The organism is Nonomuraea sp. bgisy101, from assembly GCF_057708945.1.
Window position 1 is genome coordinate 137,747 of record NZ_JBYITD010000004.1, and the last position, 24,802, is coordinate 162,548.

Genomic DNA, 24,802 nt, shown 5'->3' on the forward strand with positions numbered 1-24,802 from the left:
CCGGTCTCGAGGCTTTCGGTCAGACCCGGTCCTTGAGCTTGCGGACATCGCGTTCGAGCGCCGGCGTCTCCATGACGTCGCGTGGACGCCCGCGCGCAGGATCGATGATCAGGAGGCGGCATTCGGCTCGCCGGTGAAGGCGAACACGGCAAGGGCGACGGCGCAGACCGCGGCCGAGGTCAGCAGAGCCCATCCGGTGCCCGCGCTGAGGACGGCTCCCATCACCGCGACCCCGAGGGTGGCCCCGACCTGGCGCACGGCGTTGAGCAGACCGCCGACGGATCCTGCCGTTCCCGCAGGGGCGGCGTTGACGATGGCGGTGACCAGCGCGGGAAGCGCACACGAGACGCCGAAGCCGCTGATGAGCAGGCCCAGAGCGAGCACCGGGTATCCGCCGGAGGTGAAGATCGTGGCGGCCAGCACCGCTCCGCCGGTCGACAGAAGCGTCAGGCCCGCCAGGATCGGCAGGCGAGGTCCGACGCGGGCCACGATCCTGCCGGTGACAGGCGGATTGACCGCGAACGGCACCGTCAGCGGCAGGAACGCCAGCCCGGTCGCCAGGGCGCTCAGGTGCCACTGCTGTTGAAGCAGGAGCGGCAGCACGAACAGGGCTCCGGTGAGCGCGAAGGTCACCGCCGCGCCGGCCAGCAGCCCGGCCCTGACTCGCCCGTCGCGCAACAGGTTCCGGTTCAGGACCGGTGCCGGGCTCCGTCGTTCGAGCGTCAGGAAACCCGCCGTCGCCACCGCACAGGCGGTCGACGACCAGAGGGCGTGGGACCACGCGCCGGAGCCTGCGGCGATCACGCCGTCGGTGAGCAGGGCCAGCACCAGGGCGGCGGCGAGCTGGGCGAGCCAGTCGATGCGACGCTCACCGCGCGGGCAGCGTACGGCAGGGCCCATCGTCAGCAGCAGCACGATCAGGCCGATGGGTACGTTGATCAGGAAGACCGAACGCCATCCTGCCCAGCCGACCAGAGCTCCACCCGCGATCGGGCCCGCCGCGACGGCCGCACCGCTGACGGCCGCCCACGTAGCGATGGCGCGGGCACGCGCGGCCGGTTCGGGATAGAGCCGGCCGATCATCGCCATGGACGCCGGAACGCAGGCGGCCGCGGCCACGCCGAGCAGCGCCCTCAACACGATGAGGATCCACAGGCTCGGGGCGAACGCGCTGAGCAGGGAGGCGAGGCCGAAGGCCGCGATCCCGGCTCTGAAGACACGCTCGGCTCCCCGGCGATCGGCCAGCGCCCCAGCGGAGAGCAGGAGCGCGGCGAACGCCACGGTGTAGCTGGTGGTGGCCCACTGGAGGCCCCCGATCGAGGTGCGCAGGGAGGACGCCAGGTCCGGTTCGGCGACCGACAGGACGGTCATGTCCAGCAGCACCATGAAATAGCCCAGTGAGATGCCCGCGAGGGCGGGCGCCCGGCCGCGCGGGGTACTCGTCGCGGGCACGGTGGGCGACTGGGGAAGAGTCATGATCGAGACAGCTCCCAGGAGGAGAGGGATTCGGCGCGATCACTGTGCATGGCGACGAACCCGCGGCTCCACCGGCCCGGCCGCATACCGCATTCGGAATGTCCGAACGCCCGGCACGGTTGCCTGAGCGTGGAACTGCGCCAACTGAGGACCTTCGAGGCGGTCGTCCGTCACCGCACGGTGACCGACGCCGCCATCGCGCTCGAACTCGCACCCTCGTCGGTCTCCCAACAGATCCGGACGTTGGAGTCCTCGCTCGAGGTGACGCTCTTCCACCGCGGCCCCAGGGGGATGGAGCTCACCCCTGCCGGCGAACGCCTCATGGGATGGGCACGGCGGCTGCTCCATCAGGCCGAGCAGGCCCGTCGCGACGTGCGCGGCGAGCGGCAGGTGCTGCGCCTGGGTGCGCTGGAGACGCTCGCCGGCTCGTACGTGCCACAGGTCCTCGCGCGCTTCGCCGAACGCCGGCCCGACCTGGAGGTCGAGATCAGTTCCGAACGCGCTCGCGACGGGCTGCTCGCCGACGTGATCGACGGTCGCCTCGACGCCGCTCTCCTGCTGGACTCCGACGACGATCTGGGAGGCCTCGGGTTCCCCGCTCCCGCGGAACCGCTGGCATTCGTCGACCTCGATCCCGTGCCACTTGTCCTGGTGGCCGCCCCCACCCACCCCCTCGCCGCCCGGCCCGGCCTGACGCCGCCGGACCTCGAACACGAGCGCCTGCTGGTCAACGTGCCGGAGTGCTCGTTCTGGATGGCGGGGTACAAGACGCTGGGCCCCGCGCCCAAACGGATCAAGGCGGGCGGGGTTCCGGTCATGCGCGCGTGGGCCGAGCACGGACTCGGCATCTCCCTGCTGCCCCGGTTCGCCGTGGCCGACAGCCTGGACGCCGGAAGCCTGGTCCGGCTGGACCTTCCGGTTCCCGACCTCAGCCTCAGACTGGTGTGGCGAGAGGGCCGGGAAGCCCTGCCAGGCCTACGCGACATCCTCTACGCCGCGGCCTGCCCGTGACCGACCGGCACCCTCACGGTGGTCGCCGCGCGGAACCGGGAACGGCTCGCGTCGGGGTGTCACCGGTGTGCCGCCGGCGGTCAGGGCGAGGTCAGCCGACCGGGTGCCAGCCGCCGGGCACGAGGCGGTCCTCGCCCTCAGGCCAGGTGCCTCTGGCGTAGGGCTCGGGCGTGCTGTCGAACGTCAGGACGTCCTGGACGATCCGCCAGGACTCCTCCACCAGGTCGAACCGCACGAAGTGACGGGGGTCCCCCGCGAGCGCGTCCTTCAGGACCTGCTCGTAGGCCTGTTCCATGGGCCCGAGCACCTTGGTGAAGTCGACCGAGACCGGCACGGGGCGCGTCCTGTCCTGCACGTCGGGTTCCTTGGCCAGCAGGTCGAAGGTCACGCCGGGGTCGGGGTGCAGCGTGAACCTGATGAGGTTCGGCGCGGGAGCCGACCTGAAGAAGGAGACGGGCGGTTCGCGCAGTTCGGCGACGATCTCCAGGGTGTGGACGGGCAGGCACTTGCCGGTGCGGATGAAGAACGGCACGCCTGCCCACCGCCAGTTGTCGATCGTGGCGCGCAGCGCGACGAACGTCTCGGTGCGCGAGCCGGGGGCCACGCCGTCGGTGTCCCTGTACCCCTCGTACTGCCCGCGCAGCACGTCGGATTCCTGGACGGCGCGGACCGAGCGCAGCACCCGCCACTTCTCGTCGAGGACGGCGCGGACGTCGTCGGACGGCGGGGCGTCCATGGCGGTGTAAGCCAGCAGCTGGAGCAGGTGGTTCTGCAGGACGTCGCGCAGCGCGCCGACCTCGTCGTAGAACGATCCCCGGTCGGCGACGCCGAAGTCCTCGGCCAGGGTGATCTGGACGTTGCGCACGTAGGTGCGGTTCCAGATGGGCTCCAGCGTCGTGTTGGCGAAGCGGAAGACGATCAGGTCCTCGACGGGTTCCATGCCGAGGAAGTGGTCGACGCGGAAGAGGTGGTCCTCGTCGAAGCAGGTCAGGAGCTCGGCGTTCAGCCGCCTGGCCGATTCCAGGTCGTGGCCGAAGGGTTTCTCCACGACCAGCCGCGCGTCGGCGTTGAGGCCGACGGCGGCCAGGCCCCTGGCGACGGTGGCGAACAGCGAGGGCGGCACGGCGAGGTAGTGGGTGAGGAACCCGAGCCCCTCGACCGCCTCACGCAGCCGTTCGAAGGTGCCATGGTCGGCGAAGTCGCCGGCGACCAGGCGCAGGTCAAGACGGGGTGACAGGTCCTTGCCCACCGCCTCGCGCGCGAAGGCGCGCAGGCCGTCGAGGTCGAAGTCGGTCCTGGCCACCCCGACGACCGGCACGTCCAGCCGGCCCGTGTCCGCGAGCTTGTCGAGCGCCGGCAGCAGCATCTTCTTCGCCAGGTCGCCCGTTACACCGAACAGGACCAGCGCCATGGTTCAGGCCCTTCTTCCCCGCATCTCCCTGTACTTGCGCACCAGTGCGGCGGTGGAGGCGTCGGGTGCCTGCGCGGGGGGCTCCTCCGAGGTGAGCGCGGGAGCCAGGTCCATCGCCATCTTCTTGCCCAGCTCGACGCCCCACTGGTCGAAGGAGTCGATGCCCCAGATCGTGCCTTCGACGAACACGATGTGCTCGTAGAGGGCGACGAGCTGGCCGAGAGTGGAGGGCGTCAGCCGGGGGGCGAGGATGGTGGAGGTGGGCCGGTTGCCCGGCATCACCTTGTGCGGCACGATCGTGGCGGACGTGCCCTCGGCGGCGATCTCCTCGGCGGTCTTGCCGAACGCCAGCGCCGAGGTCTGCGCGAACAGGTTGGCCGTCAGCAGGTCGTGCATGCCTTCGGCGTCCACGTTGGGCCGGCCGAAGCCGATGAAGTCGGCGGGCACCAGCCGCGTGCCCTGGTGCAGGAGCTGGTAGAAGGCGTGCTGGCCGTTGGTGCCCGGCTCGCCCCAGAAGATCTCTCCGGTCGGTACGGTCACCGGCGTGCCGTCGGCCTGGACCGACTTGCCGTTCGACTCCATGGTCAGCTGCTGCAGGTAGGCCGGGAAGCGGTGCAGCCGCTGGCTGTACGGCAGGACCGCGTGCGTCTCGGCGTCGAAGAAGTCGGTGTACCAGACGTTGAGCAGGCCCATGAGGACCGGCATGTTGGCCTCGAACGGCGCGTTACGGAAGTGCTCGTCGATGGAGTGGAAGCCGTCGAGCATCTCGCGGAAGCGCTCGGGCCCGATGGCGATCATCAGTGACAGGCCGATGGCGCCGTCGAAGGAGTAGCGCCCGCCGACCCAGTCCCAGAAGCCGAACATGTTGGCGGTGTCGATGCCGAACTCGGCGACCTTCTCGGCGTTGGTGGAGACGGCGACGAAGTGCTTGGCGACGGCGTCCTCGCCGAGGGCGCCGACCAGCCAGGCGCGGGCCACCTTGGCGTTGGTCAGCGTCTCGAGCGTGGTGAAGGTCTTGGAGCTGACGATGACCAGCGTGGTGGCGGGGTCGAGGTCCTTGAGCGCGCCGTGGATGTCGGCGGGGTCGATGTTGGAGACGAACCTGCCGGTGATGCCCGCGTCGGCGTAGTCGCGCAGCGCCTCGTAGGCCATGGCGGGCCCGAGGTCGGAGCCGCCGATGCCGATGTTCACCACGGTCTTGATGGCCTGGCCCGTCTGGCCCTTCCACTCCCCTGAGCGGACCCTGGCGCTGAAGTCGCTCATCTTGTCGAGGACGGCGTGCACGTCGCCGACCACGTCCTGCCCGTCGACGACGAGCTTGGCGTCGACGGGCATGCGCAGCGCCGTGTGCAGGACGGCCCTGTCCTCGCTCACGTTGATGTGCTCGCCGGCGAACATGGCGTCGATCCGTTCGCGCAGACCCGCCTTCTCGGCCAGCGCCAGCAGCAGCTCCATCGTCTCGGCGGTGGCGCGGTGCTTGGAGTAGTCGAGGTAGAGCTCACCCGCCGTCAGGCTCATCCGCTCGGCCCTGCCGGGGTCCTCGGCGAACAGCTCCCGCAGGTGCTTACCCGCCACGGCCTCGTGGTTGGCCTTCAGCGCCGCCCATTCGGCGCTTCGACTGATGTCCACGTCTCCTCCTCGCACTCTCAACCTGACGACGTACCCGCGATGGCCGATCCATCGCACCGCGGGGAGGTTATCAAGCGGTCATGAACCGATATTGCGACTGCGTCAACGCCTCTTCCTGCGCTGCTTCTTCCGGGTGGTCGAAGTGTCCGGTTTCCAGGACGAACAGCTCCTTGGGGCCGGCGAGAGCGTTGTAGATGGCGTACTGCCCCGGAGGGGGGACCGCGGGGTCGAACAGGGCCGCGCCCACGTGCACGGGCGTGCGCACGAAGGTGGCGGCGGTGGCGGAGTCGAAGTAGGCGAGCACGTCGAGGACCTCGGGATGTTCGGCGTGGTAGGCGCGTACGGCCGCGCCGCTTCCCGTGCAGGGCAGCGTCACCCGCAGCGGGTGGTTGCCGAAACTCGGGATGACCAGCGCGCCGCCGGCGAACCTGTCGTCGAAGGCGAGGACGAAGGGGCCGATGCCGCCGCCGAAGCTGGAGCCGATGTAGTCGAGCCGTACGGCGGCCGTCTCGGGCAGCAGCTCGGCCAGCGCGGTGGCGGCGCACCACATGTCGGCGACGCAGCCGCCGTGGATGTAGGTCTCACGGGAGCCGATGCCGTGCAGCACGTGCTCCTGCGCGTCGGAGGGCAGGTCGGGGTGGAGGCTGCGGGTGGGCAGGCCGCGGGCGCACGGCCAGATGGTCGCCGTGCCCGGGATGTTGACCCTGACCTCGGGCTGGTCCCTGCCGCCGTAGCCGTGGGCGACGACGCGCGCCCTGGTGACGCGGCCGTCGGCGGGGACGCTGAGCCAGCCGCCGACCCTGAACCCGCCGGTGGAGGTGTAGGTCACGCCGTGGAAGCGCAGGCCGTCGGCCTCCCACTCCACGGGGCCGAGCTTGGGCGCGACGCTGACCGCCATCGCCTGCTCGTGCCGGCCGCGCCAGAACTCCTCGAAGTCGACGGGCGCGGCAGGCGCCGGTACGGCCAGCAGCGCGTCGAGGTCGTAGCCGTAGGTGGGGTCGAAGGTGAACTCGTGCCGCGGTATCAAAGCCAGCCCTCCATGCAAGATCGTCAGGCCAGCTTAACCGCCCTCTCTCTCGCGTCGGAAACGACGCTCCACGGCGGATCGGGAAGGCGTTCGGTCTCGGCTCCCTCGCGCAGGAGCAGCGAGCCGGCGGGGAGTCTGGGCGAGTTGGCCGCCACGACCCTGCCCTCGGCGTTGACCAGCGTCACCTGGGTCGGGCAGGCGGCCAGCACGCCGAGCAGGAGCGCCTCGAACCTGGCGGCCCGCACGTCGGCGCCGACCACGCCGAGGAAGCGGCCGTCGACCCGGGCGGGCGTGGTGAAGGTGAGCATGTAGGTGTCGGTGCCGCCGTAGTCGACGTAGGGGCCGACGACGTGGCGGCAGCCCGTGCGCCGCGGGACGGCGAACCATTCGGCGGCGGTGTAGTCGTAGAAGTCGAGACTCTCGGGGTTGAGGTCGACGTCGAGGAAGATGGGGTCGTCGTCGGGCGGGGCCTGCCACCAGTCGAGCCAGCGCGGCCGGTCGGCCAGCACGCCGGGGGCGACGATCACGCCGCTGCCCGCGGCGATGCCGTGCAGGCGGCGCAGGCACCCGAAGATCTGGGGGCGCACGCCGGCCAGATCGGCGGAGGTGAAGGTGGGATGGGATCGGTAGCAGGCCTCCATGCCCGCCCTGATGTCCTCCAGCGCGCGGAAGACGTCCTCGACGATCGCGTGGACCCGCTCGGCCACGAGAGCCACGTGTGGATCGCTCATCGCCACTCCCGTTGGTCCTGGGTGACAAGTCGCCAATGGAACTCCATCAGACGCTCGGTCCCCCTGTCGAGGTGCTCCTCGGTCAACGTTCGGGCGCGGTCGGCCTGCCGTGCGGTGATGGCGTCGATGACCTGGCGGTGGCTGCGCACGACCTCCTGCGGGTCGACGGCTTCGCCGTACGGGAGCCAGAGGAGCTCACCGACCTCGGACTGGATGTCGATCTCCGCTCGGGTGAGCCTGACGGACTGGGCCGCGGCGGCGACCTCGATGTGGAAGCGTCCGTCGGCGCGGCGGCGCTCGCCGACGGTGGTGGCCGCTTCGAGGCGGTCGACGACGTGGTGGAGTCTGGCGACCTGGTCGGCCGAGGCGCGCGTGGCCGCGAGGCGGGCGGCGGCGCCCGCGATGGCGGCGCGGTAGTCGCCGATCTCGCGCAGCTCGGAGCTGCTGAGCTCGCGCAGCCTGTTCCTGAGCCTGGTGGTGGAGGGATCGGCGGGTCCGCGCACGAACGTGCCGCCGCCCCTGCCGCGCCTGGTCTCGACGAGGCCGCGTTCGCGCAGGGCCGCGAGGGCGGCGCGCAGGGTGACGGTGGAGACGTTGAGCGAGGCTGCCAGCTCCAGCTCGGCCGGGAGCTGGTCGCCGTCGGCGATGAGGCCGAGCGCGATCGCCTCGGCCAGGCGCCTGACCACGACCTCGACCCTGCCCGAGCCGTCGTCGACGGGGGCGAAGACAGCGGCGCCGGGGAGCTGATGCACAGCAGACAGCATATTGCCTTTTGAAATATGAACTCATAGTTTTAATCGCAACCCGATCTGAGGGAGGCGTCCGTTGCCTGATCCCGAGAAGAGGTTCGCCGAGGAGTGGCGGAACGCCGCCTACAACTGTTTCTCCTCAGGCCACAAGTTCTGCCGCGAGGTCTGCCCCGTCATGCAGGTCACGCGCAACGAGTCGTGGAGCCCCACCGCCTTCCACGCCAACGTGGTGGCGATGGAGCAGGGCTCGCTCGAGGTCGCCGACGTCGCGGCCGACTACGTCAACTGCACCGGGTGCGGCGCGTGCGAGCTGCGCTGCCCCAACTCGCTGTTCACCGGCGACTTCTACCGCTTCCGCACCAGAACCGTCGACCTGGTCAAGGCCGTGCGCGCGCTCGCCGTACGGGAGGGGGTGCACCAGCCGGGCTGGCAGCGATGGAACCTGCTCACCGACGAGAAGACGCACGAGCCTGTGACCTCAGGGGTGTCACAGGCTCGGGTACGCGACTGGGCACAGGGGCTCGACCTGCCGGTGGGCGGGGAGACGATCCTGTTCGTGGACTGCGAGGCCGCCTTCCACCGGACCACGGCTCCGAGGGCGGTGGCCCGGCTGCTCAACCTGGCGGGCTACAAGTTCGGCCTGATGAACGAGCAGTGGTGCTGTGGCGGGCCCGCGGCCGAGATGGGCTACGAGGAGCAGGCCCTCCGCTTCGCCCGGCACAACCTGGAGGACTGGAGGGCCGGGGGCGTGCGCCGCGTCCTGGTCCTCGACCCGCACGACTACATCACCTTCACCGAGGACTATCCGAAGTACTTCGGGGAGGCGTTCGACATCGAGGTGGTGCTGGTCATCGAGCTGCTCGCCGCACTGCTGAGGGAGGGGCGGCTGGTCCCGCACGTGCCCGTGGAACGGACGGTGACCTACCACGACCCGTGCAGGCTCAACAAGCGCAAGGGGATCTGGCAGGAGCCGCGCGAGATCCTGCGGGCGATCCCTGGTCTGACCTTCCACGACGTGGACAGGGTCACCCAGTGGTCCTACTGCTCGGGCGCGGGCGGCGGCCTGGCCGTCGAGAAACCCGAACTGACGGCCAGGATCAGCGAGACACGCATGGGCAAGGCGGCCGAGCTGGGCGTCGACACCCTCGTCACCGCCTGCCCGTGGGCCGAGAGGCCCCTGACGGAGGCGGGCGCCGCGCGCGCCATCGGCGTGGTGGACCTGCACGAGCTGCTCGCCGAGTCGCTGGGGGTGGCCTGATGACCATCACCATGGACGACCCGGTCCTGGAGGAACTGCGGCGGGTCCTCGGCCGCGAGCACGTGCTGACGGGCAGGGCCGACCGGCTCAACAGGACGCGCGTGCCCGCGCCCTTCCCCGTGCACAGGTGGGCGGAGCGGATGCCCGACCTGGTGGTCATGCCGGGCTCCACCGAAGAGGTGGCCGAGGTGCTGAGGCTCGCGCACACCCATCGGATCCCCGTGGTGCCGCGCGACGGCGGCACCGGGCTGACCGACGGCGCGGTGCCGCTGCGGGGCGGCATCGTGGTCGATGTGAAGCGGATCAACCAGATCAAGGAGATCGACCTCGAGAACAGGACGTGCACGGTCGGCACAGGTATCAACGCGCTGAAGCTCAACGAGGTGCTTTCACGACACGACCTGATCTACCCGGACGACCCCGCCTCCTATCCCTGCTCGCTGGTCGGTGGCAGGATCGGCACCAGCGGCTGGTCGCTCATCGGCTCGCGGTACGGCCACAGCCGCGACCTAGTGCTCAGCTTCGACCACGTGCTGCCGACGGGGCAGGTCATCCACGTCGGCGACGGCATCGGCAGGAAGATCACCAAATCGTCGAGCGGCTACCAGCTGAAACACCTGTTCATGGGCCACCAGGGCACGCTGGGCATCGCCACCGAGGCCACGCTGAAGCTGTTTCCCAAGCCGGAGGCCGAGTTCTCACCGTTCTGGGCGTTCGAGGACTACGACACCGCCTACGCGGTGGTCGGCCGGTTGGCGAGGGCGGGCGTGGCCACGTTCGCGGGCGCGGTGCTGTTCGACGAGTGGAAGGTCGCCTACCTGCGACGCGACGACGAGGCCTACATCCCGCAGCCGTCCTCGGTGAAGGCGCTGGTCTGCGCCGCCCTGTACGGCTACGAGGACGAGGTACGCGCCGGCGGCAGTCGGTTGCTGCGGATCGCCCGCTCGATGGGCGCGCGCTACCTGGGCGACGAGATCTCCGAAGGGGACTGGGCCGCCCGCCACGACCGCTACGCCACCCCCCTGCACGGGCGGACCCGCTCTGGGCAGGTGGTGCCGATGAGCTGGCACTGCGAGGACGCCTCGATCAACTACACCAGGCTGCCCGCCGTACGGCTGGCGTGGCACGAGATCGCCGACCGGCTGCGGCGGGAGTCGGACGTGTTCGACGACTGGGGCATGTTCGCCTACACCAACGGCTCCACGGGCGCCGACTACCTGACCGAGATCGACATCGGCATCTGGGAGCAGCGCCTCGACGACGCGGCGTGGGCCGCGTGGGTGGCCGCCAAGCGCGACCTGGCGGCGGTGGCGTTGAGCAACGGCGGCTCGATCAGCGCCTGCCACGGCTCGTGCCGCGAGGGCGAGGTGGACCTCGTGCCCGAGGAGCTCGGCGGCGGCTTCGACGTGATGCTCGCCATCAAACGTGCCATCGACCCGCACAACATCATGAATCCGGGCAAGTACCTGCTCGACCGCGCCTACGCCGGAACGCCGGGTGAGGAGGAGCCGTGAGCTACCGCTACCACGACGAGATGACCCCGCCCCCGCCCGAACGCGCCTCGGAGGTGGCGGTCACCAGGTTCGAGCACGTCTACGAGGTGGATCCGGCCCTCATGACCGAGCACGTGACCCAGCAGACCTTCCCCAACTGGGACACGCTCCGCCTGGCCCGCTCCCGCGCCGACCACCTGGCCTGGATGCACAGGCACTTCGCGCACAAGGTGATCTCGGGCGAGGAGCTGCTCGATGACCTCGACCGATGACGGCAGGCTGGCCGACCTCGGCTACACCTCCGAGTTCCGCAGGGAGATGAGCCTCTGGGCCAACTTCTCGCTCGGCTTCACCTACCTGTCTCCCGTCGTCGGGATCTACACGCTGTTCGCGGTCTCGCTGGCCACCGGCGGGCCGCCGATGATCTGGAGCCTGGTGATCGTCGGCGTGGGGCAGTTCCTGGTGGCCCTGGTGTTCGGCGAGATCGTCTCGCAGTACCCGCTGACGGGCGGCATCTATCCGTGGGCGCGGCGCCTGTGGGGGCGCACGTGGGCGTGGATGACCGGCTGGGTCTACCTGATCGCGCTGCTGGTCACCATCGCCAGCGTCGCCTACGGCGCGGGCCCCTACCTGTCGGCGTTCCTCGGCATCGGCGTGAGCACGACGAACACGATCATGTGCGCGCTGCTCATCCTGGCGGTCGCGGTGACGATCAACCTGGCGGGGACCAGGGCCCTGGCCCTCGCGGCGATCATCGGCTTCTCGGCCGAGCTGGTGGGGGCGCTGGCGGTGGGCGGCTGGCTGCTGCTGACGCAGCGGCATCACGGGCTCGGCGTGCTGTTCGACTCGTTCGGCGCGGGATCGGAGACCGGCTATCTCGCCGCCTTCCTGGCCGCAGGGCTGATCGGCATCTTCCAGTACTACGGGTTCGAGGCGTGCGGCGACGTGGCCGAGGAGGTCCCCGACCCGACGCGGCGCATCCCTAAGGCCATGCGCATGACGATCTACGTGGGAGGGGCGGCGGCGATCTTCGTCTGCCTGGCGTTGCTGCTGGCCGTACCGGACTTCGCGGCGGTGATCTCGGGCGCGAGCCCCGACCCCGTCTCGGACGTGCTGACCACGGCGTTCGGCCCCGTGGGGCTGCGGGTGGTGCTCGGGATCGTGCTGGTGTCGTTCCTGTCGTGCGCGCTGAGCCTGCAGGCGGCGGCGAGCAGGCTGCTGTACTCCTACGCGCGCGACGGCATGATCGTCGGGAGCGGGCTGTTCCGCAGGTTCTCGGCCGCGCGGCACGTCCCGCCGTACGCGCTGCTGGTCGCCGCGGTCGTGCCCGCGCTCGTGGTGGCCGGTTCGATCATCTCGGAGGACGCCCTCGTCAAGATCATCTCATTCGCGACGCTCGGCATCTACCTGGGCTTCCAGATGGTGGTGCTGGCGGCGCTGAGGGCGCGGCTGCTCGGGTGGCGCCCTTCGGGTCCGTTCACGCTGGGCGCGGCAGGCCTGGCGGTCAACGTCGGCGCGCTGGTGTACGGCGTGCTGGCGATCGTGAACATGATCTGGCCGAGAACGCCTGACGCCGCCTGGTACGACAACTGGCTCGTGGCGCTCTCCGGCCTGGTCGTCGTGGGTCTGGGCGCGCTGTACCTGGTCGTGGCCAGACCGCAGGAACTCGGCGTGGCCCCGGCGGGCGACGCCATTCCCCAGGAGGAGCGATGAAGTTCAGTTATGTGATGCTGCCCGACTACCCGCTCCAGGAGTCGCTGGCGGCCATCAGACTGGCCGACGAGCTGGGCTTCCACGCCTGCTACGCGGCGGACGAGACCTGGCACAAGGACCTGTGGCTGCTGTTCGCCGCGGCCTCGCAGCAGACCGAGAGGATCAGGTTCGGCCCGAGCGTCTCCTCCGTGGTGCTGCGCGAGCCCTCGCTCATCGCCCAGGCCGCCGCCACGCTCGACGAGCTCAGCGGCGGCCGCGCCGAGGTGGTGCTGTCCAGCGGCAACTTCGGGCTGCTGGCGCAGTACGGCATCGACTGGACCGTCTCCAGGCCGCTGTCGCGCGTGAAGGAGGCCGCGCACGTCGTCCGCACGCTCCTGGACGACGGCGCGATCACGTTCGAGGGCGAGTTCTTCCGCTACAACGGACTGTTCACCTTCGCCAGGCCCGTGCAGGAGCACGTGCCGGTGAAGCTCGGCGCGATGCGCGGGCCGCGATCCTTCCGCGCGGCCGGCGAGCTGTCGGACGGCGTGCACCACGCGCTCAGCTACACCCGCGAGGCCTACGACTTCCTGGTCTCGGAGTTCAGGACGGGCGCCGAGAAGGCGGGCAAGGACTGGTCGTCGATGGACATCGGCGCATGGGTCGTCTTCGCCACCGGCCACGACTCCGCCGTGGCCAAGGAGGCCGCACGCAGCATGGTCGGCCTGTACGCCTCGTCGATGCCCGCCGAGCAGCTGGAGCGCAACGGGGTGGACCCGAACGCCATGAAGCCCATCGTCGACGCGCTGGGAGCGGGCGACCTGGCCAGGGCCATCGAGCTGACCAGCCCCGAGCTGGGCGACAGGCTGTCGATCGCGGGCACCCCCGAGGAGTGCGTGGAGAAGATCAGGCGCGAGATCGAGCCTTCGGGGGTCAACCACATGATCCTCGCGGTGACGGACGCGACGCTGGTCAAGCAGTTCATGGGCCGCGATCTCCCTGATGTCGCCTCGGTGGAGGAGCAGCTCAGACTGATTCATGACCGTGTCATGCCCGCGTTCTCCTGAACTTCGGGAACGTGGCGGCTCGGCGGGTGTGTAGGGCGAAGCAGATGGGGCAAGGACCCCGGATCCCTGCAACCGAGAAACGAGGAGGAGCCGTAGTGCTCACTCTCACACCCAACGCAGCCCAGGTCATCAAGGATCTGACCGCCCAGCAGGACGCGGAGGCCAGCGGTATCCGCATCTCGTCACAGGGGGACGGCCAGGGTTCCCTGGTGCTCAGCATGGCCACCGCGCCCGAACCCACCGATGAGGTGGTGGAGGCCGAAGGAGCCAGGGTCTATCTCGACCCCGTGGCGGCCAGCGTCCTCGACGACAAGTCGCTGGACGCCGACACCGACGGGGAGGGCGGGGTCGCCTTCCACGTCACCGGTTGACCGGAGGCCTCTCGGGGGGCTCCCGGTCACATCCGATCATCCCGCGAGGAGCGCGGCGGCCTCGGCGGCCGAGGGGAGGCCCTCGACGTCGCCGTGCACCTCCACGATGCGGCCGGCGAGTGCGCTGCCCACACGGGCCGCGCGCTCGCGCGTGGCGCCGGCGAGCCGGGCGGCCAGGTAGCCGCCGAGCAGCGCGTCACCCGCGCCGACGGGGTCGCGCACCGCGCGCGCGGCGCTCGGCAGGTGGCGGGGCTCGTCGTCCTCGCCGTGGAAGAACACGCCGTCCGCACCCGCCTTCAGCACCACCTCGATCCCGTCGGAGCGGCCGGAGCCTGCCGCGGAGAAGACGTCGGCGGGCTCCGTGACGCCGAACAGCGGCCCTGCCTCGTCCTGGCCGAGCACCAGCAGGTCGGTGCGCGGCAGGAGGTCGAGGACGGTGGCGAGCACCCGGTCCTGCCTGCCGAGCGTGGGGCGGAGGTTCGGGTCGACGACCAGTTGCGCCCCTGCCGAACGCGCGCCCTCGGCCAGGGCCCTGACGAGCCGCTCCGGGCCCTCTCCCAGCGCGATCGTGATCCCGCTGACGACGATCGTCCTCGGCTTGGCGTCGAGGATCGCGGCGGCGTCGCCCTCGTCCATGCCCGCGGCCGCGGAGCCCGCCCGGTAGTAGTGGACGCGCCTGGCGCCGTCCGGCAGCACGTCCTTGAAGAAGACCCCTGTCGGCCTGGTGTCGTCGCGGCCGACCAGGGTGGTGCCGACGCCGAGGGAGCGGGCGGCGGCCTTGACGCGCTCGCCGAACGGATCCGCGCCGACCCGCGAGGCGAACCACGCCGAGCCGCCGAGCCTCGCGACGGCCGCGCACACGTTCAACTCGGCCCCGCCGACGTGCACGTCCATCCGCTCGGCGGTCGCCAGGTTCTCCCCCTCAGCGGGCTGGAGCAGCACCATCGCCTCTCCGACCCCGACCACGTCAGGACGAGTCACCACATCTCCCTCGCTCGCGGCTTGCTTCTACAATGCGGAGAATCATCCCATCACTCCGGTAGGAGCGCCCGTGCGGGACTTCAGGTGGCGGCTGACCGAGCGCGTGGTGGCCGACCGGGTGATCGGCATCATCCGGGCACCGTCCGAGGAGACCGCCATCGCGTACGGCAGGCGCCTCGCCTTCGCCGGCCTGGCCGCCATCGAGGTCTCGCTGTCCACTCCAGGCGCCCTGAACGCCGTCCGCACGCTGGCGACCGGCGCGTTCGTCGGCGCGGGCACCGTGCTCGACGCCGCCCAGGCGGTGATGGCGATCGAGGCGGGCGCCCGCTTCCTGGTCTGCCCCGCGCTCAGTGACGGGGTGATCCGCGCCGGCCACCGCCACGGCGTGCCGGTGGTCGCGGGCGCGTCGACGCCGACGGAGATCGTCGCCGCGCTGGAGGCGGGCGCCGATCTCGTCAAGCTCTTCCCCGCCTCGCAGACCTCGCCGAAGGCGCTGCGCGACCTCCTGCAGGCGCTCCCGCAGGCCCCGATCGTGCCCACGGGCGGGGTGAGCGCCGCCACCGCGCCCGAGTGGGTCGCCGCAGGGGCAGTGGCCGTCGGCATGGGCGGCGAGCTCACCCGGGGCGAGCCGGAGGAGGTCACCCCCCGCGTCCGTGCGCTGCTCGAGTCGTTGCGTTGACGCTCAGGCCAGCAGCTTGGCCACATACCTGAGCTGTTCCTCGCGCTGGAAGCCGCCGCCGCCCTCGTGGTTGTTCCACGGCCAGACGGTGATCTCCTTGTCACCCTGCCAATGGTTGTAGGCGGCGAACACCGTCGAGGGCGGGCACACGTCGTCCATCATCGCCACCGAGTAGAGCGCGGGAACCCGGCCGCGCGCGGCGAAGTTCAGGCCGTCGAAGTAGGACAGGGTGCGGAACACGGTGTCGGCGCTGGCCCGCTGGGTGGCCAGGAAGCGGACGATCTCCTGGTAGGGGTCGCGACCGGTGATCTCCACCGCCCTGCGGAAGTGGGTGAGGAACGGGACGTCGACCAAGGCCCCCTTCACCGAGGGCCGCAAAGCGGCGACCGCCTGGGCGATGCCGCCGCCCTGGCTGCCGCCCGACACCACGATCCTGTCGGCGTCGACGGCGGGGTGGCTCTCGGCCACCTCCACGGCCCTGACGGCGTCGGTGAACACGCGGCGGTAGTAGTAGTCGGCCGGGTCGAGGATGCCCCTGGTCATCATGCCGGGAGCCTGCGGCGACAGCCCGCCGTGCGGGTCGGCGGTGGCGCCGGGGCTGGTCAGGTTGTGCGCGCCCTGGCCGCGGGTGTCGACGACCAGCACCGCGAGGCCCGCGGCCGGCCAGGTGAGGTGATCGTGGGCGAACCCCCTTCCGCCCGAGTAGCCGATGTACTGCATCACGCACGGCACGGGCCCCTCGGCGCCGCGCGGCACGATCAGCCAGGCGTTGATCCGGTGGCCTGCCCAGCCGGCGAAGGAGGTGTCGTAGACGTCCACGGCGGTCAACGGCAGATCGTAGGGTGTGAACGAGGGAGCCAGGTCGTGCTCGGCGGCCTCGGCGAGGGTTTCGCTCCAGAACGCGTCGAAGTCGGCGGGCTCGTCACGGTCGGGGCGGTATTCACGCAGCCGGTCGAGGGGAAGGTCGAACAGGGGCACAGGGGTCTCCCAACGTCAGCGATCGGGTCCTCACATTTCATCTCATCGAGCGGTGAAAGCGCTATCCACCCACTCCTTGACATCCGCCTCCAGACGCCCCGCCCTCCTTGACCCGCCCCCATGACACGCCCCGCACCTTGACCCCGCGTACACAGCCCCGGATCTTGACCCCGCACCTCAGGTGACGCAACCGGACAAGGCCCGCAGGCTCACGCCCCAAGAGGGGCGGAAACCGCAACAGATGGGCGCGGCCGGCGGTAACGCCGTGCCTGCCGGTCATCGCCGGTCTCGTTCAGGCTCCAGAAAGCGGGACCGCCACGTGCCACCGCTCCGGGGTAAGGCTGTGCCACCACTTCGGGGCCAGGCCGTGCCACGACTTTGGGCCAGGCCGTGACGCCGCTCCGGGGTCAGGCTGTGACGCCGAGGAGGGCCGGGTCCACGGGGTGCCGCAGCGGGCCGCCGTCGAGGGCCCTGAACACCTCGGCCAGCGCGTGCGCGCCAAGCCGTTCGAGCTCGGTGCCGAGGGATCCGGCGACGTGTGGAGTCAGTACCACGTTCGGCAGCTCCCACAGCGGCGAGTCGCGGGGCGGGATCTCGGGTTCGGTGACGTCCAGGACGGCCGAGAGGCGGCCCGTGCTCAGCTCGGCCACCAGGGCGTCGTGGTCGACCAGCGATCCCCGCGCGGTGTTGATCAGGGTGGCGCCCTCCGGCATCGCCGCCAGCCGGGCGGCGGTCACCAGATGCCTGGTCTCGGCCGTCGCGGGGGCGTGCAGCGAGACGACGTCGCTGGAGGGGAACAGCTCGTCCAGGGCGACCTTCCTCGCGCCCAGCGCGCCGGCTCCCGCCTCGTCGAGATACGGGTCGCTGATCAGCACCTCCACGTCGAACGGCCGCAGCAGCTCGGCCACCCTGCGGCCGGTCCGCGACGCGCCGACCAGACCCACGGTCCTGCCGTAGTTGCCGACGTCCCGGTAGTCGCCGAGCACGTCCACATAGGCCCTGCGTCGGCGGTACTCCGCGGCCATGGCCGGCACACCCTTGTTGGCCAGCAGGATCGCCGCGAGCGTGTACTCGGCCACCGGGACCGCGTTGGCGTCGGCCGCCGAACTGACCGCGACCCCCCTGTCGAAGACGGCCCGCGCCACGTGGCCCTTCACCGACCCCGCCGCGTGGACGACGGCCACCAGCCGCGGAGCGAGCGCGAGCGCCGCCTCGTCGATCACGGGGGCGCCCCAGCCGGTCAGGAGCACGCGCGCGGACGCCAGCCGTTCACCGGCGATCTCGCCGGTGAGGTGGGTGAGCGGCGTGCGCCAGGCGTCCCCCGCCAGCGCCCGCAGCCGGTCGGCGCGCTCCCCTCGGAAGAGCCGCTCGGGCAGTCCCGGCGCCATCGCCGTGACGACCTCCTGACCTGCGGCGCTCACCGGGCGGCCCAGACGAGTCCGCGCGAGGTGAGCGTGCGCACCGTGGGAGCGCGCAGGTCGGCCGTCCGGTGGCCGATCGCGGAGAAGAAGATCTTGCCCTCGCCCCACCGCCTGGTCCACACCACGGGCATGTCGAGGGGCCCGCCGCCCTGCCCGCCGCCCTGCCCGCCGCCCTGCCCGCCGTCCGCCGGGTCGACGGTGGTGCTCGCCAGCACGGTGTTCAGGCCGTCGGACAGCATCCAGTACTGCTCGCTGTGCACGTCGAAGTCGGCCAGGCCCGCCATGATCGGGTGCTCGGCGTGCTCGGGCCTGATGACGACCCGGTAGTCGAGGAAGTCCGCGGGGTGGAAGAGGAACAGGCCGCCGACCATGCGCAGGTAGTCCGGGCTGTCGGTGAACGTGGCCACCACGCCCCCGTGCCGGCCGGCGAACCCGGTGCCAGCGTGGACGGCGGACACCAGCCCCGAGCACTGCTCGGCGGTGAGCCGCCCCATCGACCAGCACTGCACGATCAGGTCGGTGCCCGCCAGCAGCTCCTCGTCGGCGTAGACGTCGAGGTCGGCGGCGACGGTGACGTCGAATCCTGCTTCCTTCAGGTCGGGCAGGAACAGGTCGGTCGCCTCCACGGGCGCGTGGCCCTCCCATCCTCCGCGCACGACCAACGCCCGACGCGCGGTGCCGCTCATCGTCCGACGCGCGGAGCCGCCCGTCGTCCGCCGCTCGGAGCCCCTCATCCCCCACCGCTCGGAGCCGCTCATCCCCCGGCGCTCGGGGCCCCTCATCCCCCGGCGTTCGGGGCCGCTCATCCCCCGGCGTTCGGGGCCGCTCACCGGGCGTCCGAGGGGGCGGCGGCCCATGCCGGAAGCGTCAGCGGCGTGCGCTGGAGGCCGATCCACTGGCGTTTGGTGAAGCCCGCCATCTGGTCCTCCGCGCCGTGCCTGGCGTGCGCGTCGTTGACGTGCACTTCGCCGGCCTGCAGCCGTTCGGCGACCCGCATGCCGCGCATGAGGTCCTGGGTGAAGACGGAGTTCATGAGCATCGGGTACCCGTTGGTCAGGGCGATCGCCTCCTCCTCGCTCTCCACGACGGTCACCGGCAGGACAGGGCCGAAGATCTCCTCGGTGAAGGCCGGCATGTCCGGCGTGACCTCGGTGAGCACGGTCGGCCGGTAGAACAGCCCGTCGAAGGTGCCGCCTGTGGCGATCCTCGCGCCCATCGCGACGGACGGCTCGACGATCGTCCTGTGCACCCTGTCGCGCTGCGCCTCGCTGATCAGCGGCCCGAGATCGGCCTCGCCGCTCAGCGGATCGCCCACGCGGAGCGCCTCGGCCCTGCGCGTGATCGCCGCGATGTACGGCCTGGCCACCGCGCGGGTGACGATGTGCCTGCTGGAGCTGATGCACGTCTGGCCCTGGAACTCCAGGGAGGCGATCATCGCGCACGAGGCGGCCAGCTCGACGTCGGCGTCGTCCAGGACGAGGAAGGCGTTGTCGCCGCCGAGTTCGAGCCTGACGGGCCGAAGGCCTGCGGCGGCCGCGGCGGCGATCTCCAGGCCCACCTGGCGCGATCCGGTGAAGTCGACCAGGTCGACGCCGGGGTGGGCGGCCAGCGGCCGGCCGGCGTCGACCCCTTCGCCGGTGACCACGTTGAGAACCCCCGGCGGCAGCCCCACGTGCTCGGCCGCCTCCGCCAGGACCTGGCCGCCGATGACGGGCGTCAGCTCGGCGGGCTTGAGCACGATCGTGTTGCCGAAGGCGAGCCCTGGCGCCACGACGCGCATGGCCAGGTTCAGGGGGTAGTTCCAGGGGGTGATGACGCCCAGCACGCCCAGCGGCACGGCCCGCGACAGCGACAGCTTGCCCGCCTTGTAGGGCGGCAGGATGTCCCCCGCGTTCTCCGTCGCCTGCACGGCCGAGATGTGCAGCTGGCGGATGCCGGTGCCGACCTCGTCCTCTCCTTTGGCGCGCACGCCGCCCGTCTCGCGCATGCTCAGCGTGACGAGTTCCTCGAAGCGGCCTTGAAGGTGGTCGGCCATCCGCCGTAGGTAGGCGGCCCGCTCGGGCGCGGCGAGCGCCGCCCAGCCGGGCTGTGCGGCGCGGGCGGCGTGTACCGCGGCGTCGACGTCGCCGGCGTCGCCCATGGCGTAGCGGCCGAGCGGCGCGCCCGTCGCCTTCTCCCGCACCATGCCGGTCCTGCCGGAGGCCGGCGCGCGCCACGTCCCGTCGATGTAGAGCAAGCTCATTCCCACTCCGATCGGATCGGCGACTTAGTACACGACTTAAGTTAAGTCCAAGCGGCCTGGCGGTCAATCATGAGCCCGGCCGGAACCCCCGTTCGCGAGCACCTGGACGACCGGGAGCGTCGCCGCGCCCATGGCGACCGCCTCGGGGCCGAGCCTGCCGAGCTCGATGCGCGCGTGCCCGTAGAGGTAGGCCAGCGCGTGGCGCCTGACGGTGTCACGGACCCTCGGCAGGACGGCGGGCCCCAGGATCGCGCCCGCCCAGCCCGACAGCACCACCAGGTCGGGGGCGAGCATGTTGACCAGGTTGGTGATGCCGATGCCGAGGTACTCGGCGCTTCTGCCGAGCACCTCGGCGGCGGTGGGCTGGTCCGCGCGGGCCACCAGCTCGGCCAGGCGCGACTCGGTGTCGCCCGCCTCGAACGGCGTGGACTCGGGCAGGGCCAGGTACTCCTCCAGGATCGCCTCGGCGCCGACGTAGGCCTCCAGGCAGCCCCTCGACCCGCACCTGCACGGCCTGCCGCCCACCTCGATGACGGTGTGGCCCCACTCGCTGGTCGTGCTGGTCGCGTCCGCGAAGGACCCGGCCGCCGTGGTGACCGCCGCGCCCACTCCGACGCCGAGCAGCGCGACGACCGCCCGCTTCGCGCCGCGCCCCCCTCCCCGCCACATCTCGGCCTTGCCGAGCGTGCGTGCGCAGTTGTCGATGAACAGCGGGGCCTCGATCCCCCTGCGCAGCATGTCCGCCAGCGGCACCGCCGTCCAGCCGAGCGTGGGGGCGTAGACCAGCTCGCGCCCGTCCGCGACGACGGCGCCCGGCACGCCCACGCCGACTCCCAGCAGGTCGCGCGGGTCCAGGCCCACCTTGGCGCTCACCTCGTCCACTCCCGCGATGACGAGTTCGGCCACCGCCTCGGGGTCCACGCTCGTGCCCGCCACCGGGCAGGTCGCGGTCGCGATCGTGCGCAGCGTGAAGTCGAACAGCCCGATCTGGACGTGTGTCTCGCCGATGTCGACACCGACGACGTGCCCGAACGCACCGCGTACCTCGATGAGGACGCTCGGCCGCCCGCCGTCGGACTCGACCAGCCCGCCCTCGGCGACCACGCCGTCTGCGAGCAGGTCGCCGACCACGTTGCTGACCGTCGCCGAACTCAGCCCAGACGCCCTGGTGAGGTCCTGCCTGCTGGCGGCCCCCTGCAGGTAGAGCCGCGACAGGAGGGTGGAGCGATTGTGGCGACGCAGGTCACGGGTCGTCTGCTGGACCGCACGTTTCACAGACTGGATTGTGCCAGAGCGTCAGGCCCCGCCGCCGCCCAGGTGATCTTCGAGGTCGCCGGGGACCAGCGACTTCAGGAAGGAGACCACGGCGGGGCGGCGGTCGGCGGCCCGCCAGGCGATGGCCAGGCAGGCGGGTGACAGGCCCGTGACGGGACGACTGACCAGCCCTGGACGTTTGTACAGCTCGGCGTTGCCCTCCGCCAGCAACACGAGCCCGAGACCGGCCAGCACCGCCTCGAACACCTCGTCGGCCGAGCTCGCCTCGGCGCCGACGATCGCGTCGGGCCTGCCGAGCCAGAACTCCCTCAACGGTCCCGCCGCCACGGGCAGCGCCACGAAGGGCTGGTCCCCGAGCTCGTCGAAGCCGATCTCCTGCCGCCCCGCCAGCGGATGGCTCTCGGGCATGCAGACGAAACGCCGCTCGGTCGACAGCACGAACGTCGCGAGCCCCTCGGGCGCGGGAAGCCACAGGAACGCCACGTCCGAGGTGCCGTCGGCCAGGCCCACGCTCGGGTCGTCCCATCCGACCACCCGCAAGGACACCGCCCAGCCGGGCATCCGCTGTCTGAAGAGGCGTAGCGCCTCGGCCTGGATCCCCCGCCCCACGGCGGTCTGCAGTCCGACGACCAGCGTGCCGGCGGGGGCCGCCTGCCGTACCAGGTCGAGGCCTTCGTCCCAGCGGGCGAGCAGGTCACGGGCGACCGGCAGGAGCGCCTCGCCCTGCCGGGTGAGCGCCAAGCCGCTCGGCACGCGGTCGAACAGCCGGCAGCCGACCTGCCGTTCGAGCGCCCTGAGCTGCTTGGACAGCGCGGGCTGGGACACGAAGAGCCGCTCGGCCGCCCGCGTCACGTGCAGTTCCTCGGCGGCGGCGACGAAATACTGCAGCTCGCGCAGATGGACGTCCATAACCATGGGTTATACCGGCATGTCTTGGACCTCGGCGGCCCCGGGGGACGATGCTCGGGGCATGAGAACTCTTGGCAAGCTCGCCGTCCCCCCGATCGGCTTCGGGGCGATGGTCCTCTCACCCGGCATCTACGGTTCCGTCGACGACGACCGGGCGCTGGACGCGCTGCGCCACGTGCTCGACCACGGGGGCACCCACATCGACACCAGCGACGCCTACGGGCCCGACGGGCACAACGAGCGCCTCGTCGGCAGGGCGATCAAGGGGCGGGAGGAGGTCGTGGTGGCGACCAAGTTCGGTCTGGCCGTGCCCTCGGGGGTGGGCTCCCGCGCCATCCCCGTCGGCTACGCGTTCGGCGAGCTGCGCGGCAACGCCGACCCCTCCCTGGTGCGCGGCTACGCCGAGCGCAGCCTGCGCAACCTGGACACCGACGTGATCGACCTGTACTACCTGCACTACCCGGACCCAGGGGTGCCCGTCGAGGACACCATGGGCGCGGTCGCCGACCTGGTGGAGGCCGGTCTGGTACGGCACGCGGGCCTGTCCAACGTGACGGCCGAGCAGTTGCGCGGGGCACACGGCGTGCTGCCGATCGCGGCGGTGCAGGTGGAGTGGTCGATGTGGCGCCCGATCGAGCCCGATCTGCTGGCGACGGCACGGGAGCTCGGCGTCGGCGTGGTGGCGTGGAGCCCGCTGGGCTCCGGCTTCCTCACCGGTGACGTCTCGAAGCTGGAGGAGGGCGACTTCCGGCACAACGCGCCACGGTTCGACGCCGAGAACCTCGCGAAGAACAACGACAGGTACGCGCCGATCAGGCTGCTGGCCACCGAGCTCGGCATCACCCCCGCCCAGCTCGCGCTGGCGTGGCTGCTGCACCAGGACGCGCATGTCGTCCCCATCCCCGGCAGCAGGACGCCCGCGCACATCACCGAGAACCTGGAGGCCGCCGACATCACGCTCCACCCGGACACGCTGGCGCGGCTGGAGCGCGCGCTGGCCTCGTTCGACGTCGTCGGCGGCACCCTTCTCTGACACCGCCGCCCGCACGGGGGTGAGGCGAGAGGCCTGGCCACCTTCGACGATCTTCCAGTAGCTTCGGGCCTGTGCCGTTGCCCGGGTGGCGTCGTCCCGTCAGGCGCGGCCTGCGCGTGCTGGGCCGCGCGCTGGCCGGTGCCGGCGTCATCGTGCTCGCCCCCGTGCTCGCCCTGGCCACGCTGGCGGGCCTGTCCACCGTGGCCGCCTCTCCCACCGTCCTGCTCGGCGCCGCGCTGGCCGCCTTCGCCGCGATCCTGTTCCTCGGCCTGCTCCTGCTGCTCCCCCGTCCAGCCGCCAGACTCCCCCGGTGGTCGCGCGCGCTGGCGATCCTCGGCGTCGAGAGCGTGGTCGTCTGGCAGGTCGCCACCGCCACCCTGCATCCACTCGACCCCGCCGCCGCGCCCGCGCCGGTCGCGGGTCAGCGGACCTGGACCCTTCCGACCGGCTCCACGCTCGCCTACGTGGCCGCGGTCCCGAAGCGGCCGCGCGCCGTACCTCCGGTGGTGTTCCTCCACGGCGGCCCGGGCCTGTCCGACCTGGGCGGCGACGCCCGGTTCTTCGGCGCGCTGGCCGCCGAAGGGCATGCCGTCTACGTCTACGACCAGCTCGGCGCGGGCCGCTCCGCACGGCTGCCCGATCCCCGCGGATACGGCCTGAACAGGGATGTCGAGGATCTGGAGGCGATCCGCGCACACCTGAAGGCCGAGCGGCTCGTCCTGGTAGGCCACTCCTCCGGGGCGCGCCTGGCCGCCGGCTACCTGGCCCGCCACCCCGAGCGCGTCGCCAAGCTCGTGCTGTCCTCGCCCGCCGACCTCGCGCCCGCCCCCGCCGGTGTGACGCTCGCCCGCCTGGACCTCGCGCGCGACCGCGACCTGGCCCTGACCCTGCTGCACCCTCGTGTCCTGGCCGCGTACACGCTCGCCCGGGTGAACCCGGCCACCGCCCACGCCGTCGTCGGCGACCGCGAGCTCGACACCCGCTTCGCCGGCTACCCCCGCCTCTTGGCCCCGCCCCGGCGCTGCGCCTCCGCCGGGCGAACGGCCGCCAGGGATGCCTCCGTCGGCGCCTACGCCACCCTCGCCGACCGGCCCACCCCCGCGTGGGTACGGCAGGGCATCACCGGCAAGGCCGTCCCCGTCCTGGTCATCAAGGGCGCGTGCGACCACCAGAGCTGGTCGTCGGCGACCGGCTACCTGCACGCCCTGGCCCGCGCCAGGCTCGTCTACCTCCCAGGGGCGGGACACGACGCCTACCGTGACCAGCCGGCGGCCTACCTGGCGGCCGTCCGCGCCTTCCTCGCCGACCGCCCGCTGCGGGACTACACCGGTGACCAGCCACCGCCCGGCTACCAGGGCCCGCCGTGAGC

23 protein-coding genes are annotated in these 24,802 nt (G+C 71.6%); 10 read left to right on the top strand and 13 right to left on the bottom strand.

Translation table 11 applies throughout. The annotated features are described in order from the left end of the window. Positions 1-108 precede the first annotated feature (108 nt). Positions 109-1,476 carry an MFS transporter gene (locus AC3EO4_RS09135; protein WP_431894839.1) on the bottom strand — a complete coding sequence of 456 codons (1,368 nt, stop codon included), beginning with the start codon at positions 1,474-1,476 and terminating at the stop codon, positions 109-111. A gap of 129 nt (positions 1,477-1,605) precedes the next feature. Here AC3EO4_RS09135 and AC3EO4_RS09140 point away from each other — a divergent pair, with 129 nt between their 5' ends. After that, a complete protein-coding gene (locus tag AC3EO4_RS09140; RefSeq protein WP_431894841.1) occupies positions 1,606-2,487 on the top strand; it encodes a LysR family transcriptional regulator in 882 nt (293 codons plus the stop codon). A gap of 91 nt (positions 2,488-2,578) precedes the next feature. Here AC3EO4_RS09140 and zwf read toward each other — a convergent pair whose 3' ends face one another. The 5 genes from zwf to AC3EO4_RS09165 form a co-directional block, all read right to left on the bottom strand. Then, on the bottom strand, positions 2,579-3,898 hold the full coding sequence (gene zwf / locus AC3EO4_RS09145) for a glucose-6-phosphate dehydrogenase (RefSeq protein WP_379575165.1): 1,320 nt from the start codon (positions 3,896-3,898) through the stop codon (positions 2,579-2,581). 3 nt (positions 3,899-3,901) lie between these two features. Next, complete coding sequence (gene pgi / locus AC3EO4_RS09150) at positions 3,902-5,527, bottom strand: glucose-6-phosphate isomerase (protein ID WP_379575164.1); 1,626 nt, start codon at positions 5,525-5,527, stop codon at positions 3,902-3,904. A gap of 70 nt (positions 5,528-5,597) precedes the next feature. Continuing rightward, the gene (locus tag AC3EO4_RS09155) at positions 5,598-6,554 is read right to left on the bottom strand and encodes an acetylxylan esterase (protein WP_379575163.1); all 957 of its coding nucleotides are present in this window, start codon (positions 6,552-6,554) and stop codon (positions 5,598-5,600) included. 23 nt (positions 6,555-6,577) lie between these two features. After that, entirely contained in the window at positions 6,578-7,285 is a 708-nt protein-coding gene (locus AC3EO4_RS09160; RefSeq protein WP_379575162.1) for a PDC sensor domain-containing protein, read from the bottom strand. Next, positions 7,282-8,037 carry a FadR/GntR family transcriptional regulator gene (locus AC3EO4_RS09165; RefSeq protein ID WP_379575161.1) on the bottom strand — a complete coding sequence of 252 codons (756 nt, stop codon included), beginning with the start codon at positions 8,035-8,037 and terminating at the stop codon, positions 7,282-7,284. The genes AC3EO4_RS09160 and AC3EO4_RS09165 overlap by 4 nt, the downstream gene beginning before the upstream one ends. A gap of 73 nt (positions 8,038-8,110) precedes the next feature. Here AC3EO4_RS09165 and AC3EO4_RS09170 point away from each other — a divergent pair, with 73 nt between their 5' ends. From AC3EO4_RS09170 to AC3EO4_RS09195, 6 genes are all read left to right on the top strand, one after another. Further along, positions 8,111-9,292 (top strand): (Fe-S)-binding protein, encoded by a 1,182-nt coding sequence (locus tag AC3EO4_RS09170; RefSeq protein WP_431894843.1) that lies wholly within the window; start codon positions 8,111-8,113, stop codon positions 9,290-9,292. Then, positions 9,292-10,806 (top strand): FAD-binding oxidoreductase, encoded by a 1,515-nt coding sequence (locus tag AC3EO4_RS09175; RefSeq protein ID WP_379575159.1) that lies wholly within the window; start codon positions 9,292-9,294, stop codon positions 10,804-10,806. Before AC3EO4_RS09170 ends, AC3EO4_RS09175 begins: the two co-directional genes overlap by 1 nt. Next, positions 10,803-11,057: a hypothetical protein gene (locus AC3EO4_RS09180; RefSeq protein ID WP_379575158.1), complete on the top strand. Its 255-nt coding sequence runs from the start codon at positions 10,803-10,805 to the stop codon at positions 11,055-11,057. Before AC3EO4_RS09175 ends, AC3EO4_RS09180 begins: the two co-directional genes overlap by 4 nt. Then, positions 11,041-12,498 (top strand): APC family permease, encoded by a 1,458-nt coding sequence (locus AC3EO4_RS09185; protein ID WP_431894846.1) that lies wholly within the window; start codon positions 11,041-11,043, stop codon positions 12,496-12,498. The genes AC3EO4_RS09180 and AC3EO4_RS09185 overlap by 17 nt, the downstream gene beginning before the upstream one ends. Beyond that, positions 12,495-13,544 (top strand): LLM class flavin-dependent oxidoreductase, encoded by a 1,050-nt coding sequence (locus AC3EO4_RS09190; RefSeq protein ID WP_431894848.1) that lies wholly within the window; start codon positions 12,495-12,497, stop codon positions 13,542-13,544. The genes AC3EO4_RS09185 and AC3EO4_RS09190 overlap by 4 nt, the downstream gene beginning before the upstream one ends. Before the next feature lie 95 nt (positions 13,545-13,639). Beyond that, a complete protein-coding gene (locus tag AC3EO4_RS09195; protein WP_379575155.1) occupies positions 13,640-13,915 on the top strand; it encodes a HesB/IscA family protein in 276 nt (91 codons plus the stop codon). A 36-nt stretch (positions 13,916-13,951) separates the two neighbouring features. Here AC3EO4_RS09195 and AC3EO4_RS09200 read toward each other — a convergent pair whose 3' ends face one another. Beyond that, entirely contained in the window at positions 13,952-14,896 is a 945-nt protein-coding gene (locus tag AC3EO4_RS09200; RefSeq protein ID WP_431894850.1) for a sugar kinase, read from the bottom strand. A 70-nt stretch (positions 14,897-14,966) separates the two neighbouring features. Here AC3EO4_RS09200 and AC3EO4_RS09205 point away from each other — a divergent pair, with 70 nt between their 5' ends. Then, the gene (locus tag AC3EO4_RS09205) at positions 14,967-15,575 is read left to right on the top strand and encodes a bifunctional 4-hydroxy-2-oxoglutarate aldolase/2-dehydro-3-deoxy-phosphogluconate aldolase (protein ID WP_379575153.1); all 609 of its coding nucleotides are present in this window, start codon (positions 14,967-14,969) and stop codon (positions 15,573-15,575) included. Positions 15,576-15,578: 3 nt separating this feature from the next. Here AC3EO4_RS09205 and AC3EO4_RS09210 read toward each other — a convergent pair whose 3' ends face one another. The 6 genes from AC3EO4_RS09210 to AC3EO4_RS09235 form a co-directional block, all read right to left on the bottom strand. Further along, positions 15,579-16,553 carry an acetylxylan esterase gene (locus AC3EO4_RS09210; RefSeq protein WP_379575152.1) on the bottom strand — a complete coding sequence of 325 codons (975 nt, stop codon included), beginning with the start codon at positions 16,551-16,553 and terminating at the stop codon, positions 15,579-15,581. A gap of 407 nt (positions 16,554-16,960) precedes the next feature. After that, entirely contained in the window at positions 16,961-17,974 is a 1,014-nt protein-coding gene (locus tag AC3EO4_RS09215) for a hydroxyacid dehydrogenase (protein WP_431894853.1), read from the bottom strand. After that, entirely contained in the window at positions 17,971-18,630 is a 660-nt protein-coding gene (locus tag AC3EO4_RS09220; RefSeq protein ID WP_431894855.1) for a ThuA domain-containing protein, read from the bottom strand. Before AC3EO4_RS09220 ends, AC3EO4_RS09215 begins: the two co-directional genes overlap by 4 nt. Before the next feature lie 170 nt (positions 18,631-18,800). After that, on the bottom strand, positions 18,801-20,216 hold the full coding sequence (locus AC3EO4_RS09225; RefSeq protein WP_431894857.1) for an aldehyde dehydrogenase family protein: 1,416 nt from the start codon (positions 20,214-20,216) through the stop codon (positions 18,801-18,803). A gap of 63 nt (positions 20,217-20,279) precedes the next feature. Then, positions 20,280-21,491, bottom strand: a complete 1,212-nt coding sequence (locus AC3EO4_RS09230) for an ROK family transcriptional regulator (RefSeq protein WP_431894859.1) — start codon at positions 21,489-21,491, stop codon at positions 20,280-20,282. A 21-nt stretch (positions 21,492-21,512) separates the two neighbouring features. Further along, positions 21,513-22,400, bottom strand: coding sequence for a LysR family transcriptional regulator (locus tag AC3EO4_RS09235; protein ID WP_431894861.1), 888 nt, complete (start codon positions 22,398-22,400; stop codon positions 21,513-21,515). A 61-nt stretch (positions 22,401-22,461) separates the two neighbouring features. Here AC3EO4_RS09235 and AC3EO4_RS09240 point away from each other — a divergent pair, with 61 nt between their 5' ends. Together AC3EO4_RS09240 and AC3EO4_RS09245 are read left to right on the top strand one after the other, a co-directional pair. Next, positions 22,462-23,433 carry an aldo/keto reductase gene (locus tag AC3EO4_RS09240; RefSeq protein ID WP_431894863.1) on the top strand — a complete coding sequence of 324 codons (972 nt, stop codon included), beginning with the start codon at positions 22,462-22,464 and terminating at the stop codon, positions 23,431-23,433. Between the two features lie 71 nt (positions 23,434-23,504). Then, positions 23,505-24,800, top strand: a complete 1,296-nt coding sequence (locus tag AC3EO4_RS09245) for an alpha/beta hydrolase (protein ID WP_431894865.1) — start codon at positions 23,505-23,507, stop codon at positions 24,798-24,800. Positions 24,801-24,802: the final 2 nt, after the last annotated feature.